Origin of the sequence: Streptomyces sp. NPDC005775 (assembly GCF_042871565.1) — a bacterium.
Classification (GTDB): Bacteria; Actinomycetota; Actinomycetes; order Streptomycetales; family Streptomycetaceae; genus Streptomyces.
Map to the genome: position 1 here is coordinate 203,992 of NZ_JBIAIU010000012.1, position 15,293 is coordinate 219,284.

General features: G+C 71.3%; 13 protein-coding genes and 1 other RNA gene. 2 read left to right on the forward strand and 12 right to left on the reverse strand.

All coding sequences use genetic code 11. From position 1 onward, the window contains the following. Positions 1-158 precede the first annotated feature (158 nt). The 4 genes from ACFYPA_RS26825 to ACFYPA_RS26840 all read right to left on the reverse strand — a co-directional run bounded on the left by ACFYPA_RS26825 (position 159) and on the right by ACFYPA_RS26840 (position 4,869). On the reverse strand, positions 159-2,537 hold the full coding sequence (locus ACFYPA_RS26825; protein WP_359082327.1) for a UvrD-helicase domain-containing protein: 2,379 nt from the start codon (positions 2,535-2,537) through the stop codon (positions 159-161). 140 nt (positions 2,538-2,677) lie between these two features. Then, positions 2,678-3,526, reverse strand: coding sequence for a zf-HC2 domain-containing protein (locus ACFYPA_RS26830; protein WP_359082326.1), 849 nt, complete (start codon positions 3,524-3,526; stop codon positions 2,678-2,680). Then, positions 3,523-4,152 carry a sigma-70 family RNA polymerase sigma factor gene (locus ACFYPA_RS26835; RefSeq protein WP_359082325.1) on the reverse strand — a complete coding sequence of 210 codons (630 nt, stop codon included), beginning with the start codon at positions 4,150-4,152 and terminating at the stop codon, positions 3,523-3,525. The genes ACFYPA_RS26830 and ACFYPA_RS26835 overlap by 4 nt, the downstream gene beginning before the upstream one ends. A gap of 75 nt (positions 4,153-4,227) precedes the next feature. Further along, entirely contained in the window at positions 4,228-4,869 is a 642-nt protein-coding gene (locus ACFYPA_RS26840; protein ID WP_359082500.1) for an ABATE domain-containing protein, read from the reverse strand. A 113-nt stretch (positions 4,870-4,982) separates the two neighbouring features. On the opposite strand from ACFYPA_RS26840, the gene ACFYPA_RS26845 reads away from it, so the two are divergent. Continuing rightward, positions 4,983-5,537 (forward strand): GNAT family N-acetyltransferase, encoded by a 555-nt coding sequence (locus ACFYPA_RS26845; protein ID WP_359082324.1) that lies wholly within the window; start codon positions 4,983-4,985, stop codon positions 5,535-5,537. Between the two features lie 14 nt (positions 5,538-5,551). On the opposite strand, the gene ACFYPA_RS26850 is transcribed toward ACFYPA_RS26845, so the two are convergent. Further along, entirely contained in the window at positions 5,552-6,118 is a 567-nt protein-coding gene (locus tag ACFYPA_RS26850; RefSeq protein WP_359082323.1) for a GNAT family protein, read from the reverse strand. 114 nt (positions 6,119-6,232) lie between these two features. On the opposite strand from ACFYPA_RS26850, the gene ACFYPA_RS26855 reads away from it, so the two are divergent. Further along, the gene (locus ACFYPA_RS26855; RefSeq protein WP_359082322.1) at positions 6,233-6,802 is read left to right on the forward strand and encodes an anthrone oxygenase family protein; all 570 of its coding nucleotides are present in this window, start codon (positions 6,233-6,235) and stop codon (positions 6,800-6,802) included. On the opposite strand, the gene ACFYPA_RS26860 is transcribed toward ACFYPA_RS26855, so the two are convergent. The 7 genes from ACFYPA_RS26860 to smpB form a co-directional block, all read right to left on the reverse strand. Further along, complete coding sequence (locus tag ACFYPA_RS26860; protein WP_359082499.1) at positions 6,751-7,893, reverse strand: uroporphyrinogen-III synthase; 1,143 nt, start codon at positions 7,891-7,893, stop codon at positions 6,751-6,753. The genes ACFYPA_RS26855 and ACFYPA_RS26860 overlap by 52 nt on opposite strands. Positions 7,894-8,022: 129 nt before the next feature. Next, the gene (locus ACFYPA_RS26865) at positions 8,023-9,354 is read right to left on the reverse strand and encodes a nitrate/nitrite transporter (RefSeq protein ID WP_359082321.1); all 1,332 of its coding nucleotides are present in this window, start codon (positions 9,352-9,354) and stop codon (positions 8,023-8,025) included. Between the two features lie 129 nt (positions 9,355-9,483). Further along, a complete protein-coding gene (locus ACFYPA_RS26870) occupies positions 9,484-10,719 on the reverse strand; it encodes an acyltransferase (RefSeq protein ID WP_389134640.1) in 1,236 nt (411 codons plus the stop codon). A 281-nt stretch (positions 10,720-11,000) separates the two neighbouring features. Next, a complete protein-coding gene (locus tag ACFYPA_RS26875; RefSeq protein WP_389134642.1) occupies positions 11,001-13,130 on the reverse strand; it encodes a bifunctional polysaccharide deacetylase/glycosyltransferase family 2 protein in 2,130 nt (709 codons plus the stop codon). Positions 13,131-13,196: 66 nt separating this feature from the next. Next, a complete protein-coding gene (locus tag ACFYPA_RS26880; protein ID WP_359082319.1) occupies positions 13,197-13,895 on the reverse strand; it encodes a hypothetical protein in 699 nt (232 codons plus the stop codon). 391 nt (positions 13,896-14,286) lie between these two features. Beyond that, positions 14,287-14,674: a transfer-messenger RNA gene (gene ssrA / locus ACFYPA_RS26885) on the reverse strand. 120 nt (positions 14,675-14,794) lie between these two features. Then, the gene (gene smpB / locus ACFYPA_RS26890) at positions 14,795-15,283 is read right to left on the reverse strand and encodes an SsrA-binding protein SmpB (RefSeq protein ID WP_350996693.1); all 489 of its coding nucleotides are present in this window, start codon (positions 15,281-15,283) and stop codon (positions 14,795-14,797) included. Positions 15,284-15,293: the final 10 nt, after the last annotated feature.

Sequence of the window (15,293 nt, forward strand, 5' to 3'; positions counted from 1 at the left end):
AAGCGACGAAGGTTGGGCCCGGGGGCTTGGATCGAGCCGGTGCCGACTCCAGGCTAACAAACACCCCGGAGAAGTGATTCCCCCAGCGCGGGTTGACCGGAAAAAGCCTGTCGGGACAGCCCCTGGGCCCCGTCTCACGGGGCAGCCGTCGGGCCCCGTCAGTCCCTCAGCAGGTCCGGCACCCCGTCCTCGTCCGGCAGGTCCCGCTCCCCCGAGACCACCGTGAGCTGCTGGGTCGCGCGGGTCAGCGCCACGTACAGCACCCGCAGCCCCGCCGGGGACTCGTCCGCGATCTCCGCGGGCGAGACGACCACCGTGGCGTCGTACTCCAGCCCCTTGGCCTCCAGGCTGCCCAGCGCCACCACGCGCTCGCCGAGCTCCGCGAGCCAGCCACGGGCCTGGGCGCGCCGGTTCATCGCGACGACGACGCCGATGGTGCCGTCCACCTCGCCGAGCAGCCGCCGGGCCTCCTCGCGCACGGTGCCGGCCAGATCGCCGTCCCGCACGGTCTCGAAGCGCGGCTTCACTCCCGTGGAGCGGACCGCGGCCGGGGACTCCATGCCCGGCATGGCGAGCGCCAGGACCTTGGCGGCCAGCTCGGCGATCTCCGCCGGGTTGCGGTAGTTGACGGTCAGCGTGAAGTTGCGGCGCGGGCGGCTGCCCAGCGCCTCGTCACGGGCCGCCGACGCCTCGTCCGGATCGGACCAGGAGGACTGCGCCGGGTCGCCGACGATCGTCCAGGTGGCGTGCCGGCCGCGGCGACCGACCATCCGCCACTGCATGGGCGTCAGGTCCTGCGCCTCGTCGACGATGACGTGGGAGTACTCCGTGCGCTCCGACGCGAGCCGCTCGGCCCGCTCCCACTGGGTCTCCTCACGCTGCGGCATCAGCTCCTCAAGGCCCGTGAGCTGGTCCAGCGGATCGAACTCGCGCTTGCGCTTGGGCCGGTGCGGGGTGCCGATCAGCGTCTGGAGCTCGTCCAGGATCGCCACGTCGTGCACGGACAGCGGCCCGCGGCCCTCGGCGTCCAGGCGCTTCAGGGAGCGCGCGAGCCGGCGCACCTCGCCCTGGTTGAGGGTGCGGCGCGCCCAGCGGGCGAGCCGCTTCTCGTCGGCCATGGCGGCGAGCACCCCGCGCGGGGTGAGCTCCGGCCACCACGCGTTCAGGAACTCGATGAACGGCGTCTCGGTGGAGACGTCCTCGTCGAACGACGAGCGCAGTTCGGCCGCGAGCTCCTGATCGGTGTAGCGGCCACGGCCCGACGACCTGTTCCAGAGCGCGTCGAGCAGCAGTTTGCGGGCGCGCGGGCGCAGCAGGTTGACGGGTGCGGTGCCGCTGAGCACGTTGTTGCGGATGCGCCGGAGCTCGTCCTCGTGCAGTTCGACGCGGGCGCCGAAGGCCACCACGCGGAGCCGGGTGGGCGTGGCGGCCTCCTGGGGGGCCTCCTCGGCCTCTCCGAAGGCCAGCTGCCCCTCCTGGGCCGCCGGGCGGGACACGGGCTGCTCCAGCGCCCCGCGGGCCGCCTTGCGCAGCACGTGGAGCATCCGGGAGGAGCCCTTGATCCGGGCGACGGCCGGTTCGTCGTAGGTGGTCGCGCCCTCGATGCCGGCCGCCTCGTCGGAGAGCGAGCCGACCGCGCGGATCGCGACCTGGCCCTCCTCGCCGAGCGAGGGCAGCACCCCTTCGGTGTACGCGACCAGCAGCGGCGTCGGCGAGACGACGAGGATGCCGCCCGCGTACCGCCGCCGGTCCTGGTAGAGCAGGTACGCGGCACGGTGCAGGGCGACCGCGGTCTTGCCGGTGCCGGGACCGCCGGAGACCTCGGTGACCGAGGCGGCGGGCGCCCGGATCACCAGGTCCTGCTCGGCCTGGATGGAGGAGACGATGTCCCGCATGGTGTGGCTGCGGGCCTGTCCGAGCGCCGCCATCAGCGCGCCGTCCCCGATGACGGGGAGGGTGCCGCCGTCCAGGTACGCGGTCAGCTCGGGGCGCATCAGGTCGTCCTCGACGCCGAGGACCCGGCGGCCCTTGGAGCGGATGACCCGGCGGCGCACGACCCGGCCCGGTTCCTTGGGCGTCGAGCGGTAGAACGGTGCGGCCGCCGGGGCGCGCCAGTCGATGACCAGCGGCGCGTAGTCGGAGTCGAGGACCCCCATCCGGCCGATGTGCAGCGTCTCGGCGATGTCCGCGGTGCTGTCCTCCCGTACGGCGTCGTCGGCCGGTTCGACGGAGGTGAAGGCGCCGTCCGGGCCGCGTTCACCGTCCTTGCCGAGCAGCAGGTCGATCCTCCCGAAGAGGAAGTCCTCGAACTCGCTGTTCAGCCGGTTGAGGTGGATTCCGGCGCGGAACACCTGGGCGTCACGTTCGGCGAGCGCTCCCGGTGTACCCACCTGGCCGCGCTTGACGGCGTCATTCATGAGAAATTCCGCCTCGTGGATCTTCTCCTCGAGGCGGTGGTAAACACGGTCGAGATGTTCCTGCTCGACACCGATTTCCCGGTCCCGCAACGAATCGACAGCGGCATCCTGCGCGGCCACCGAGGCCCCCTTCTGACGTGCATTGGGCAGCCGTCAACCCTATGCGAAGGGGGGCCGTCGCGCACCTGCCGAAGGCATCGATCTCGCGCGCCGGGATATCGATTGCGTGTCGATGGTCCGGAAAGCACCCCGGGCGGCACTCAGACGCCGACACTCACCAGCCGTGCGCCGTCGAACGTACGGACCTCGAAGTGGTCGATGTCGGCCCGCTCCATGGCCGCACCGCCGTGGACGTAGAGCGGATATCTGGCGGTGGGGTGGGTGGAGTCCGCGATGCCGTATCCCCACTTCGGGACGGACCAGGAGGTGACGACCTCCTCCTCACCGGTCTTCGATACGGCGATCAGCCGGCACTTCTGCGGGCCCTTCACGTTCTTGAGTTCGAGGACGGTGTGCGTGCCCCAGGCCTTCGGCTCCATGCCGACCGTGGCGTCGACCGCGGTGACCGGGTCGGTCGCCCGCGCCTTCTCCTTCATGTGGTGGAAGAAGGCGTCCTCGGCGGGGCTGGTGGGGTGCGGGTCGGCCGCCTCCACACTGCTCGTGCCGCCGCCGGTGGCCATGACCGCGACCACCGGGCCGCCGATGATCAGTGCCGCTGCCGCCGCCAGCAGGTACCTGCCGCGCCGGGTGCGCCGGGCCCGCTTGACCGCGACCTCGTCCACCAGGGTGTCGAGCAGCCGGGGTGCGGGCGGCGTGGGGACGTGCGGGACCGGGCGGGCGCCGGGCACGGCGGCCGGGGACTCGGCGAGCATCGCGAGCATCGGCTCCAGGCCGGCGAACTCGTCGAGGTGGGCGGCGCAGCGGGCGCAGCCGGCCAGGTGCGCCTCGAAGGCGGCGGCCTCGGCGCCGTCCAGGATGCCGAGGACGTAGGCGCCCGCCGCGTCGTGTCCTGCCTCGTCGCCGGGGCCTCCGGGGACGGCGAAGGGCCCGGCGGGGCCGGAGGGACCGGCGGGCCGGGGCCCGAAGGGCTCCCACTCGTGGTCGCTCATGCCGTGATCCCCCTCTCTTCGAGTGCGAGCTTCATCGAACGCAGTGCGTAGAAGACCCGGGAGCGCACCGTGCCACTGGGTATCCCGAGCACCTCGGCCGCCTCGTTGACCGTACGGCCCTTGAAGTAGGTCTCGACCAATGCTTCCCGGTGGGCCGGGGTCAAATCGTCGAGGGCGTCGGAGAGCGTCATCAGCCACAGCGCCTTGTCGATCTCGTCCTCCGCGGGAATGACCTCCAGTGGCGACGGGTCGACCTCGTGCGGCCGGGCCTGCCGGCTGCGGTGGCCATCGATGACGATGCGCCGGGCGACCGTCACCAGCCAGGGCCGGACGGAACCGGTGGCCCTGTTGAGCGAACCGGCGTTCTTCCAGGCACGGATGAGCGTTTCCTGCACCACGTCCTCGGCGCGCTGTCGGTCGCCGGCGACGAGGCGGAGTACGTACGCGAGCAGGGGCCCGGCGTGTTCGCGGTAGAGCGCCCGCATCAGCTCCTCGTCGGGGACGGCGGAGGGTGACGGGGGCGGCCCACTGCGATGCCTGGCCCTGTGCGGACGGTCATCGGCCACGGCCGCATCCTTGCGCACCCGAACCTCCCCGGTCGAGACCCTGTCGAGCTCCTTGGCCATCGGTACGGGGATGCGGGGCGATCCATTCAACGCGCGTCCAAGATTCTTTACGGTTCCGGGCGCGATCAGGGTTCTTCACTGTTCCGGGCCGGCCCCGCGCCCGGGAACCGCGCGGTCTCCGGAGCCGCCCACCGGGTCCGTGTGGCGCCGCCGGTGCCGGGCGACCCGTTCGCGGTTGCCGCAGACCTCGCTGGAGCACCAGCGCCTGCGCCGGCCGCGCGAGGTGTCCAGGTAGACGCGGCGGCAGTGGTCGCCCTCGCAGCGGCGGAGGCCGGCCAGGGCGACCGGATCGGTGAGAAGTTCCACGGCGTCCCGCGCCACGGCGGCCAGCAGCGCCCCGCAACCGGGCTCGGTGCTCAGGCCGCGCACCAGGGCCCCGTTCCCGGCGCGTACGGCGCACAGGCCGGGCGGGGCGCCGGCGGCGAGCGCGTTGACGCGCTCCAGGGCGCCGTCCGCGCCCCGCCCGCCGAGCTGCGCGCTCAGCAGCCGGTCCACGGCGCTCCTCAGCTGCCGGAACGCCACGAGCCAGTGGTCGTCCACGCCGTCGAGCCGGGTGCCCTCGGGTACGGCCCCGGCGGCCACCAGCCAGTCGGCGAGCCCCTCGGGCCGGTCCAGCGGGTCGGTGGCGCCCGGGCTCGTGGCCCCCGTCGCGACCAGGTCCAGGCAGAGCCGCCCGGAATCGAACCGCCGGTCGTACGAGCCCTTGCCCGTTGCCATGCGCATGCCACCGCCTCGGGTCCGGCCGCCGTCCCCACCAGAGTGCCCCGCCCGGCCCCCGGCCGTAACCCCTGCCGCGCGGGCCGCGGCAACTCCCCTCATACGATGGGCTGATGAACGAGCAGCTGCGTGACGTCCGCCTCCGGACCGGCTCCCTGGTGCTCCGCCCATGGCTGCCGGGCGACCTCACTGCCCTGCTGGACGCCTACCGCGACCCGGCGATCCAGGCCGGTTCGCGCGCCCCCGTGGCGGACCGGGCGGCGGCGGAGCGCTGGTTGCGGGACCGGGAGGAGGGCCGGGAGTCCGGTCTGCGCCACAGCTTCGCCGTGGTGGACACGGCGCTCGGGGACGGGCCGGTCGGGAACGTCGGCCTCGTGCGTCCCGCGTCCGGCTCGGAGGCGGCCGAGGTCGGCTACTGGACGGTGGCGCCCGCGCGCGGCCGGGGCGTCGCCCCGCAGGCCCTCGAAGCGCTCACCGACTGGGCGTTCAGGACACTCGCCGCGGACGGCCTCGCCACGCTGCATCTGCTGCACCAGGTGGACAACGAGGCGTCGTGCCGGGTGGCGGAGAAGGCCGGGTACGGCTTCGTGGAGGTGCTGCCCGCCCACCCGCCGTGGCCGCTCGACGGCCACCGTCACGAGCGCCGGGCGGCCGGTTCCGGGCGCTGAAGCCGCGGTGCCTCTCAGGCCCCGGTCACCGGGCCGTCGTGCAGGACGCGCTGGAAGATCCGGTGGTCGCGCCATGCGCCGTCGATGTGGAGATAGCGCGGAGCCACTCCGAACTCCTCGAAGCCGCACTTGGCGAGCACCCGCTGCGACGCCGCGTTGTCCAGCACCGTCCCGGCCTCGACCCGGTGCAACCGGAGTGCGTCACGCGCCAGTTCGCAGACCGTCCGCACCGCGGCCGTGGCCAGCCCGCGCCCCGCGAAGTCCACGTCCACCCAGTAGCCGAGGGTGGCGCTGCGGAACGGCCCGAGCACCACTCCGTTGAGGGTGAACGCGCCGATCGCCCGGTCTTGCCCGTCACAGAGCACCCAGGGCATCGCGCGCCCCGCGTCACGGTCGGCCAGCGCACCCGCCAGCCGCTCGCGCTGCCCCTCCTCGGTGTAGAAGGCGTCGGGCCGCACGGGCTCCCAGGGGCGCATGTACGCACGGCTGCGGGCCAGGGACCGCGCGAGGGGACCGGCGTCGGCCATGGCAAGCGGCCGCAGCCGTACCTCCGCGTCGATCCGGTGGATGTCATCGATCATCCCGGCACGCTATCCCGCACGGCTCCCGCCCGCCGGGCCCGGTCTGGACGCCCGCGAAGGGAACTGCGCGCCTGAGCCATGGAGCGCACCGGGCCGGGCCACTTGACTGAGCGCATGACGACCAGCGGGCCCGACCGGCCGACCTCCGCCCTCCGCCCCCTCGTACTCGGCGCCGCCACCGTGGCCACCGGCCTGATGGCGGGCACCTTCTCCGTCTTCTCGTGCGCGGTCATGCCCGCGCTCGGCCGCAGCGACGACCGGACCTTCATCGAAGTGATGCGGAACATCAACGACGCGATCGAGAACCCGGTCTTCTTCGCCGGCTTCTTCGGCGCGCTGATCCTCACCGCGGCCGCCTCCTGGCAGCAGCGCCGCTCCCCGGGCCCGCGCCGGTGGGTCCTCGCCGCGCTCGCGGTGTACGCCGTGGCGTTCCTGATCACCTCGGGCGTCAACGTCCCGCTGAACAACGCCCTCGCGGACGCCGGTGCCCCCGCGCGGATCGCCGACCCCGCCGCCGTACGGGACCGCTTCGAGGGCGCCTGGGTCGCCTGGAACACCGCCCGGGCTCTCCTGTGCACCGCCGCACTCGCACTCCTGCTGCGAGCTTCGTCCCTCGCGTCCCGCCGACTCGCTCAGGAGTCCGCGTACTTGGCATCGGACGCCGGGTCCAGGGCCAGCCGGTAGCCGCGTTTGACGACGGTCTGGATCAGCCGGGGCACCCCGAGCGCGGTCCGCAGCCGGGCCATCGCCGTCTCCACCGCGTGCTCGTCCGTACCGCTGCCGGGCAGGGCGCGCAGCAGGTCGGCGCGGGCCACCACCCATCCCGGCCTGCGGGCCAGGGTGTGCAGCAGGGCCATGCCGGCGGGCGGCACCGCGCGCAGTTCGTCGTCGACGAGGACGGCATGGCCACGGATCTCGACCCGGTGCCCGGCGACCGGCAGGGTCCTCGCGCGGGAAGGCAGTTCCCGGCAGAGCAGCTGGACGAGCGGGCCGAGCCGGAAGCGCTCCGGCTGGACGGTGTCGATGCCGCGGTCCTGCAACGGGAGTGCGGTGACGGGGCCGACGCAGGCTGAGAGGACGTCGCCCTGCAGGGCGACGGTCAGCTCGGTCAGCAGCCCGCGTTCCCCGGCCCTGCGCAGCAGGGAGGCCGCGGCCGGGGCGCTGGTGAAGGTGAGCGCGTCCAGGCCGCCCGCGACCGTGATGTCGATGAGCCGGTCGAGGGGGGCGATGTCCTCGGGCGGCATCCAGCGGTAGACGGGGACGCCGACGACCTCGCCACCGGCCGCGCGCAACGACTCCACGAAGCCTGGGAGGGGTTCGCCGTGCAGCTGGAGGGCGATGCGGCGGCCCTCGACGCCCTCCTCCAGGAGCCGCTCCAGCACCTCGGCCATGGATTCGGACGCCGGTGACCAGGTCTCGGTCAGCCCGGCGGCGCGGACCGCACCCTTGACCTTGGGTCCGCGGGCCAGCAGTTCGACCCCGCGCAGGGTGTCCAGCAGTTGTTCCCCGATGCCCCAGCCGTCGGCGGCCTCGATCCAGCCGCGGAAGCCGATCGCCGTGGTCGCGAGGACCACGTCGGGGACGTCGTCGATGAGTTCCTTGGTGGCGGCGAGCAGTTCGCTGTCGTCGGCGAGTGGCACGATCCGCAGGGCGGGCGCGTGCACCACGGTGGCACCCCGCCGCCGCAGCAGGGTGGAGAGCTCGTCCGCCCGGCGCGCGGCGGTGACACCGACCGTGAAACCCGCGAGGGGTCCGTGCTGTTCGTCGTCGTGCATGTGGTCTACCCGGCTCTCGTCCCGCTGCTGCTCAATGGTGCGGAGGTCCGAGCCTGCCAACGAACCATGACAGGCTCGGTTCACCCGTATTTCCCGCCCGTTACGTCACCCGACATCGCAAGGTCATCATCACACTTTCGCGTAGCTGAGCTGGGGCTTCGCCGGGACGGCGGCGGTGCGGCGAAGGTATACCGCCCAGGTGAGCACGAAACACACTCCGTAGAAGACGAGGAAGGACCAGAAGGCCGCCGTTCCGGTGCCCGAGGTCTGGAAGGACTGCCGGAAGGCGAGGTTGATGGCGAGCCCGCCGAGCGCCCCGACCGCGCCGATCAGTCCCATCGCCGCCCCGGACAGCCGCCGTCCCTGAGCCGCCGCCTCCTCGCCGCGCAGCCCTTGGGCGATCGCCTTGGCGTGGAAGATGCCCGGGATCATCTTGAACGTCGATCCGTTGCCGAGCCCCGTGAGGACGAACAGGGCGGTGAAGCCGATGAGGAACACGGTGAGCGACGCGATGCCGGAGGCGTACACGACGACACCGGTCGCGACGGCCATGGCAGCGTAGTTCGCCAGGGTGATCCGGGCGCCGCCGTACCGGTCGGCCAGCCAGCCGCCGACCGGCCTGATGAGCGAGCCCAGCAGCGGGCCGACGAAGGTGAGCGAGGCGGCCTGCAGCGGGGTCCGGCCGAACTGGGTCTGCAGGACGAGCCCGAAGGCGAAGCTGTAGCCGATGAAGGAACCGAAGGTGCCGATGTAGAGCACCGCCATGATCCAGGTGTGCGGGTCGCGAGCGGCGTCCTTCGCGGCCCCGGTGTCGTTCTGCACGGGGGCCAGGTTGTCCATGAACTTCGCGGCGCACAGCCCGGCGACGACGATCAGCGGAATGTACACGCCGAGCACGATCCGGGGGTGCATGGCGCCCGCGGTCCCGATCACGAGCAGCCCGGCGAGCTGCACCACGGGTACCCCGATGTTGCCGCCGCCGGCGTTCAGCCCGAGCGCCCAGCCCTTCTTGCGCAGCGGGAAGAAGGCGTTGATGTTCGTCATCGAGGAGGCGAAGTTGCCGCCGCCGATACCGGTCAGCGCGGCCACGGCCACGAGGGTGGTGTACGAGGTCCCCGGCTCCATCACCACGAAGGCGGCGACGGTCGGCACCAGCAGGGTGAAGGCGCTGAACACGGTCCAGTTCCGGCCACCGAACCGGGCGACGGCGAAGGTGTACGGCACCCGCACGAGGGCCCCGACCAGTGTCGCGGTCGAGATCAGGAAGAACTTCCCGGCCGGGTCCACCCCGTACTCCGGCCCCATGAACAGGACCATCACCGACCACAGGGTCCAGATCGAGAACCCGATGTGCTCGGAGAGTACGGAGAACCAGAGGTTCCGGCGGGCGATGCGCTCGCCCTTCTCCCGCCAGAACGTCTCGTCCTCGGGTTCCCAGTGCTCGATCCAACGGCCAGCCATCACGCGCCTCCACGGTGGTCGGGGTGTTGTCCCCGACGCTAGGGAGCGCGCGTTTCGGTGTGGTGCCGCGAGGTGACCGGTGCGCAACCTTGCTCTCACCGGGCCGGAGCCGGCCCGGTGAGACGGTGGTCAGCGGACGCGGGACGAAGGCCGCTCGGGCCGGCCGGACGGACCGCCGGGCCGCGCGCTCTTCTTCGCGGCGCCGTTCGGCCACAGCTGCGGCCGGCGTTTCGCCGCGACGTCCTCGGTCCAGCCGAACGCCAGGATGCACACCGCGATGAGCGCCCAGGCGAAGATCAGGACCGGCACCCAGCTCTCCAGCAGCCAGGGCACGTTCTCGCCGATCACGTCGACGGCCCACAGCCGGTCGTACATGGTCGCGGCGACGAGGATGCAGACGTTGTGCCAGAGGTAGATCGTGACCGCGCGTGAGTTGAGCAGCGTGATCGTGGTGTCCCAGGCCCGCAGCCGTTTGGGCCACTCGGTCCAGGACGGGCTGTAGTGCAGCAGGAGCAGGACGCAGCCGAACGACCACAGGGCCTGCGCCAGCGGAATGGAGTCCAGGTCGAAACCGGCCCGGAACCCCTCGTGCGTCGCCCACCACAGCCCCAGCGCGGCGACGACCGGGGCGAGCGACGGCACGAGGTAGGACGGCAGCCGTTTCAGGATCCCTTCCTGGTGGGCCATCCCGAGCACCCAGCAGGCGCCGAACGTACTGAAGTCGGTGATCGCCGAGTCGATGCGCTCCGGGGTGGAGATCACTTCCCTGGACATGATGAAGGCCAGCACCAGGGGGGCGAGCAGCGTCGGCCAGGGCATCTTGCGCAGGCCCCGCAGGATCAGCGGCGACATCAGGACGTACCAGAGGTACGCGCGGATGTACCAGAGGGGCCCGGCGAGGTCGCTCCCCCAGGTCTCGCCCAGGAAACCGTAGATGCCCGGCAGTTCCTCCGCGAACGGCGGATCGCTGAGCGGCAGGATCCAGAGCAGCAGGTGGGTCCACCACCAGCCGGGGTGCCCGTCGGCGTCCGGCCCCCAGCCCTGGAGCACCATGCCGGTGACGCCGATCGCCCCGAGCAGCCAGAGCGGAGGCAGCAGACGGCGGACGCGGCTGCGGATCACCTGTGCGGCGGGCCGCTTCAGCGAGCGGGCCATGAGGTTGCCGGCCAGGGCGAACATGACGCCCATCGACGGGAAGACGATCGGCAGCCAGGCCCAGCCTGTGAGGTGGTAGAGCACGACGCGGAACAGCGCCAGGGCTCGGAGCAGGTCGAAGTAGCGGTCCCGGCCGGGCTTCTTCGGCGCGGGCACGGGCGCGGACTCGGCCCCCGGTATCGCGGAGACCGGAGCGTCCGGCGCCCCCACCAGGCCCACCTGCTGCGGCAACGGCTGGGTCGCCGGGCCGTGGGGGTCGTAGGTGCCGAACGTGTCATGGGTGCCGTACGGCCGGCTCGGCGGCACGTACGGCCGGTACGGCCCGGGCGCCGGTTCGTACGGCTGAGCCGGTTCGTACTGCTGGGCCGGTTCGTACGGGTGGGCCGGTTCGTACTGCTGGGCCGGTTCGTACGGGTGGTACGGCTGAGGCGGTTCGTACGGTTCATGGTTTCCGCGCGGGCCGGAGTCGGGCGGGGTGGGGCTGGGATACGTCACGCGACGGGCCTCCGGTCGGTGCTGCGCACGGCCCCCTGGCTCGACGCCGCCCGGGGCGCCTCCACGGCACCCGTGCGGCGCAGCTTCTGCCAGCGGAGCCGGCCGCCTGTGAGAGCGGTGATCCAGGACTGGAGCAGCACGACGTACATGAGCTGCCGGTAGAGGATCTGCTGGAGGGGCAGCGAGAGCAGGTGGGTCATGCGCTCCCGGTCGAGCCGGAAGGCGTACGCGGCGCAGACGCCCTGCACCGCGAGGACGCCGAACCAGGCGACGATCGTCTGCTCGGTGGGGCCGAAGACGAGCCCGTACAGCAGGAAGACGTCGATGAGCGGGGCGAGCAGCGGGGCGACGACCATGAACAGGGCGACGAACGGCAGCCCGACGCGTCCGAAACGGCCGGACGGGCCGCGCTCGATCACCGAGCGTCGGTGCTTCCAGATGGCCTGCATCGTGCCGTACGACCATCGGTAGCGCTGCGACCAGAGCTGTTGCACGGACTCCGGCGCCTCGGTCCAGGCGCGGGCGTTCTCCGCGTACACGACGCGCCAGCCGTCCCGGTGCAGGCCCATCGTGACGTCGGTATCCTCGGCGAGGGTGTCCTCGCTCATGCCGCCGATCCGGTTCAGCGCCTCGCGGCGGAACGCCCCGACCGCGCCGGGGATCGTGGGCATGCAGCCGAGCATGTCGTACATGCGGCGGTCGAGGTTGAAGCCCATCACGTACTCGATGTGCTGCCAGGCGCCGATCAGCGAGTCGCGGTTGCCGACCTTGGCGTTGCCGGCGACGGCCCCGACCCGGGGGTCGGCGAAGGGCTGCACCAGTTCACGGACGGTGGACGGCTCGAAGACCGTGTCGCCGTCCATCATCACGATGATGTCGTGGCGGGCGTGCGCGATGCCGTTGTTCAGGGCGGCGGGCTTCCCCGCGTTGCGCTGGCGCACCACCCGGACGCCCGGCAGCCGCATCCTGTCGACGAGGTCCGCGGTGCCGTCCGTGGAGCCGTCGTCGATGACGATGACCTCCAGCGGGTAGTCGCTCGCCACCAGGGAACGGACCGTGTTGGCGATGCACTTGCTCTCGTTGTACGCGGGCACCAGGACGGACACCGGGCGGGTGAGCGGCTCGCCCCACCTGAAGTCCCGCTTGCGGACCCGGCGGGCGTGCGCGAAGGACAGCAGCAGCATCAGGCCGAAACGGGCCAGGACCAGCACCCCGATGACGGCGAGGCCGACGACCATCACATCGGTGATGTGCTCCGAGACCTCCACCGCCAGGACGAACGCCTTGCCCTTCCAGAGCGCGTACCCGGTGACCGGGGTGTGCGCGCTGGGGGCGCCGAGTGCGTCGGTGAGGTTGGTGAACTCGTAGCCCTTGTCCTGCATCTTGGGCAGGAAGTGACCGAGCGCGGCCACGGTCTGGGACCGGTCGCCCCCCGAGTCGTGCATCAGGACGATGGCGCCCTTGCCGCCCTTGGGGGTGGCGTTCTTGCTGATGACGCCGACGCCGGGCCGCTTCCAGTCCTCGCTGTCGGTGTTGTTGACGACGGTGAGGTAGCCGCGGCTGCCGATGTACTGGGTGACCGGCCAGGACTTGTCGTCCATCGCGTCGGCGAACGAGGAGTAGGGCGGCCGGAACAGGGACGTGCGGATGCCGGCCGCGCCCGCCAGAGCCAGCTGGTTCTGCGACAGCTCCCAGTCGATGCGGCTGGTGGACTGGTAGGAGAGGTCGGGGTGGTTGAAGGTGTGCAGCCCGACCTCGTGCCCCTCCTTGACCATGCGCTCCACCAGATCGGGGTAGCGCGAGGCCATGGTGCCGGTGACGAAGAAGACGCCGTGGGCGTCGTACTCCTTGAGCTTGTCGAGCACGCGCGGGGTCCACACGGGGTCCGGGCCGTCGTCGAAGGTCAGCACGATCCGGTGATCGGGGATGCGCAGCGTCTTCGCGGGCTCGGTGGCGCTGCGCGCGTCGATGACCGGGCCGCCCTCCAGCACCTGCTCGGGCACCCGCTCGGTGGCCGCCGGTGGCTGGATCCGGTGGTCGGCGAGGATCTCGCTGTGCACGTAGCCGCGCAGCATCAACATGGCGAGCAGGGCAACGAGGAACAGGAACGGCAGCATGTAGCGCATGGGAAGTCTGCGCCGCCGTGCCTGCTTCTTACGGTTGTGCCTGACCCGCGGGGCGGGGGTGGTCATCTAGCTGGCGCCTTCTTGCTCTTGCACAGGGGGATCAGGTGTGGTGGCGGTCGAGCTCACGGGGTCCGGCGGCGTGGCCGTGGGATCGGCGCTCGCCGTCCCGTGTTCGACGGCCGGCGTGGAGGCGGACGTCTCGCCGCCCGGGGCACCGCCCGCGGTGCTCGATTCCGTCCCGGAACGCTGGGTGGACGGAGCGGCAGGGGCCGAGGCGGAGGTTCCCGAAGCGGGCACCGAGGCGCTGCCGCTACCGGCGGCGCCACCGCCCCGCACGGGCGTGCTCCCTCCGGACTGCGGGGTCGGGGAGAGCGAGGTGCCGGGCGTCGTACCAGGTGAGACCTGGGCTCCCGGGCTCTCGCCCGGCGTGACCGACGTGGCCGGCGTCCGTACCTCTTCCGTCTTGCGATGCTCCTCCTGGCCGGACAGCGGCAGGAAGGGCGCGCTGGAATTGCCTCCGAGCACGGCGACGACGAGCGTCACCGCGTAACCGAGGAAGAGCGCGGCCAGGACCCAGCCGAGTCGCCGGAGCGACTTGCCGCGCCGACCGCTCTCGTCGACGAAGACGGGGCCGTCGGAGCCCTCCGGAGCGCTGGGTTCCGGCAGCAGCTCGGAGAGCTGCCGTCCGAGTCCGTCCAGCTGGATGGTGACTTCGTTCGGCTCGTGGGTGTGACCCGCACGGGCACCTTCACGCCAAGTTTCCACTGTTGTACGCACTTCCCCCACTCAGGATCGGGTGCGCGCAACTGACCGTCTGTGCGTCGTCGGACCGGGCCCCCACCCTGTCCACGCGCCCCCTACCACAGTGCACCCGGGCCATGAATGTAGCGCACGCCGACGACAGTCCGACCCCACGGTCGGGTGTTGTTCATCATGAGAGATACATCTGTTTTCGAACCGTGGTGCGGGTACTGCCCCGACCGGGCCGGCCCCTCCGAAGCGTGGGAGCGCGGTGCATGCTCGCGCGCCGGGGGCGCACGCCCCTGAGGGGCATCCGGAAAATCCCCGCGGCGTCGGTCGCCACCCAAGATGCGTCGGTCAGCAAAAAACGAGGACCCCGCTGCCGGTGGCAGCGGGGTCCTCGTTCACATGGGAATTGTGGAGATGGCGGGAATCGAACCCGCGTCCAACGGTGCGGAACCAGGGCTTCTCCGAGTGCAGTTCGCTACGCTTTTCTCGGCCCCGGAGGTCACGCGAACAAGCCTCCGACAGGCCCAGTCACTGTTTGATTTCCTTCTAGGCCCCGTGACCGGGCTTAGAAGTTTAGATCCCTAGTTGATGCCAGGATCCGGGTCGGGATCACCCCCGGGCTGACACTCCGCAGAGTCTTCGCTTAGCTGCTAATTAGGCAGCGAGGGCGAAGGCGGAGGAATCGCGCTTGGAATTGGCGATTATAGTTTGCGACATATGGTTTACGAGATCATTGTCGCTTCCTCGACTCGCTTCCCCTGCTTCGACATCCGCTGTCGAAACCGATCATCCCCATGTTGATTTTTCAAAGGTGGTACACACCCCGTGGGGTGCAGTGCCATCGTACGTGACCAACGCACGACGATGCCAGCCTATTCCTGCCGCACCGGCCGGCAGCCACTGGCGCGGGGCGCTCAGGCGCTCCGCTGACGGCGGCGGGCCGCCGAGATCGCCCGGTTCGTCTCCCTCGTGTCCTGCTTCTCGCGCAGCGTCTGCCGCTTGTCGTACTCCTTCTTGCCCTTCGCCAGCGCGATCTCGACCTTGACCCGGCCGTTGGTGAAGTACAGGGCGAGCGGCACGATCGTGTGCCCGGTCTCCTGCGCCTTCGACTCCAGCTTGTCGATCTCGGCCCGGTGCATCAGCAGCTTGCGCTTGCGCTTGGCGGAGTGGTTGGTCCAGGTCCCCTGGACGTACTCGGGGACGTGGATGTTGTGCAGCCACGCCTCGCCGCCGTCGATCTGCACGAAGCCGTCCACCAGGGAGGCCCGGCCCATGCGCAGCGATTTGACCTCGGTACCCATCAGCACGAGGCCGCACTCGTAGGTGTCGAGGATGGTGTAGTCGTGGCGCGCCTTCTTGTTCTGCGCGACCATCTTGCGCCCGGTGTCTTTTTCCTTAGCCATAGTGTGGCCA

Coding starts and splice junctions, on each gene's coding strand:
- ACFYPA_RS26875 (WP_389134642.1), bottom strand. CDS start 13,130: ATGCGCTACATGCTGCCGTTCCTGTTCCTCGTTGCCCTGCTCGCCATG.
- ACFYPA_RS26865 (WP_359082321.1), bottom strand. CDS start 9,354: ATGGCTGGCCGTTGGATCGAGCACTGGGAACCCGAGGACGAGACGTTC.
- ACFYPA_RS26850 (WP_359082323.1), bottom strand. CDS start 6,118: ATGATCGATGACATCCACCGGATCGACGCGGAGGTACGGCTGCGGCCG.
- smpB (WP_350996693.1), bottom strand. CDS start 15,283: ATGGCTAAGGAAAAAGACACCGGGCGCAAGATGGTCGCGCAGAACAAG.
- ACFYPA_RS26840 (WP_359082500.1), bottom strand. CDS start 4,869: ATGGCAACGGGCAAGGGCTCGTACGACCGGCGGTTCGATTCCGGGCGG.
- ACFYPA_RS26860 (WP_359082499.1), bottom strand. CDS start 7,893: ATGCACGACGACGAACAGCACGGACCCCTCGCGGGTTTCACGGTCGGT.
- ACFYPA_RS26830 (WP_359082326.1), bottom strand. CDS start 3,526: ATGAGCGACCACGAGTGGGAGCCCTTCGGGCCCCGGCCCGCCGGTCCC.
- ACFYPA_RS26835 (WP_359082325.1), bottom strand. CDS start 4,152: ATGGCCAAGGAGCTCGACAGGGTCTCGACCGGGGAGGTTCGGGTGCGC.
- ACFYPA_RS26845 (WP_359082324.1), top strand. CDS start 4,983: ATGAACGAGCAGCTGCGTGACGTCCGCCTCCGGACCGGCTCCCTGGTG.
- ACFYPA_RS26855 (WP_359082322.1), top strand. CDS start 6,233: ATGACGACCAGCGGGCCCGACCGGCCGACCTCCGCCCTCCGCCCCCTC.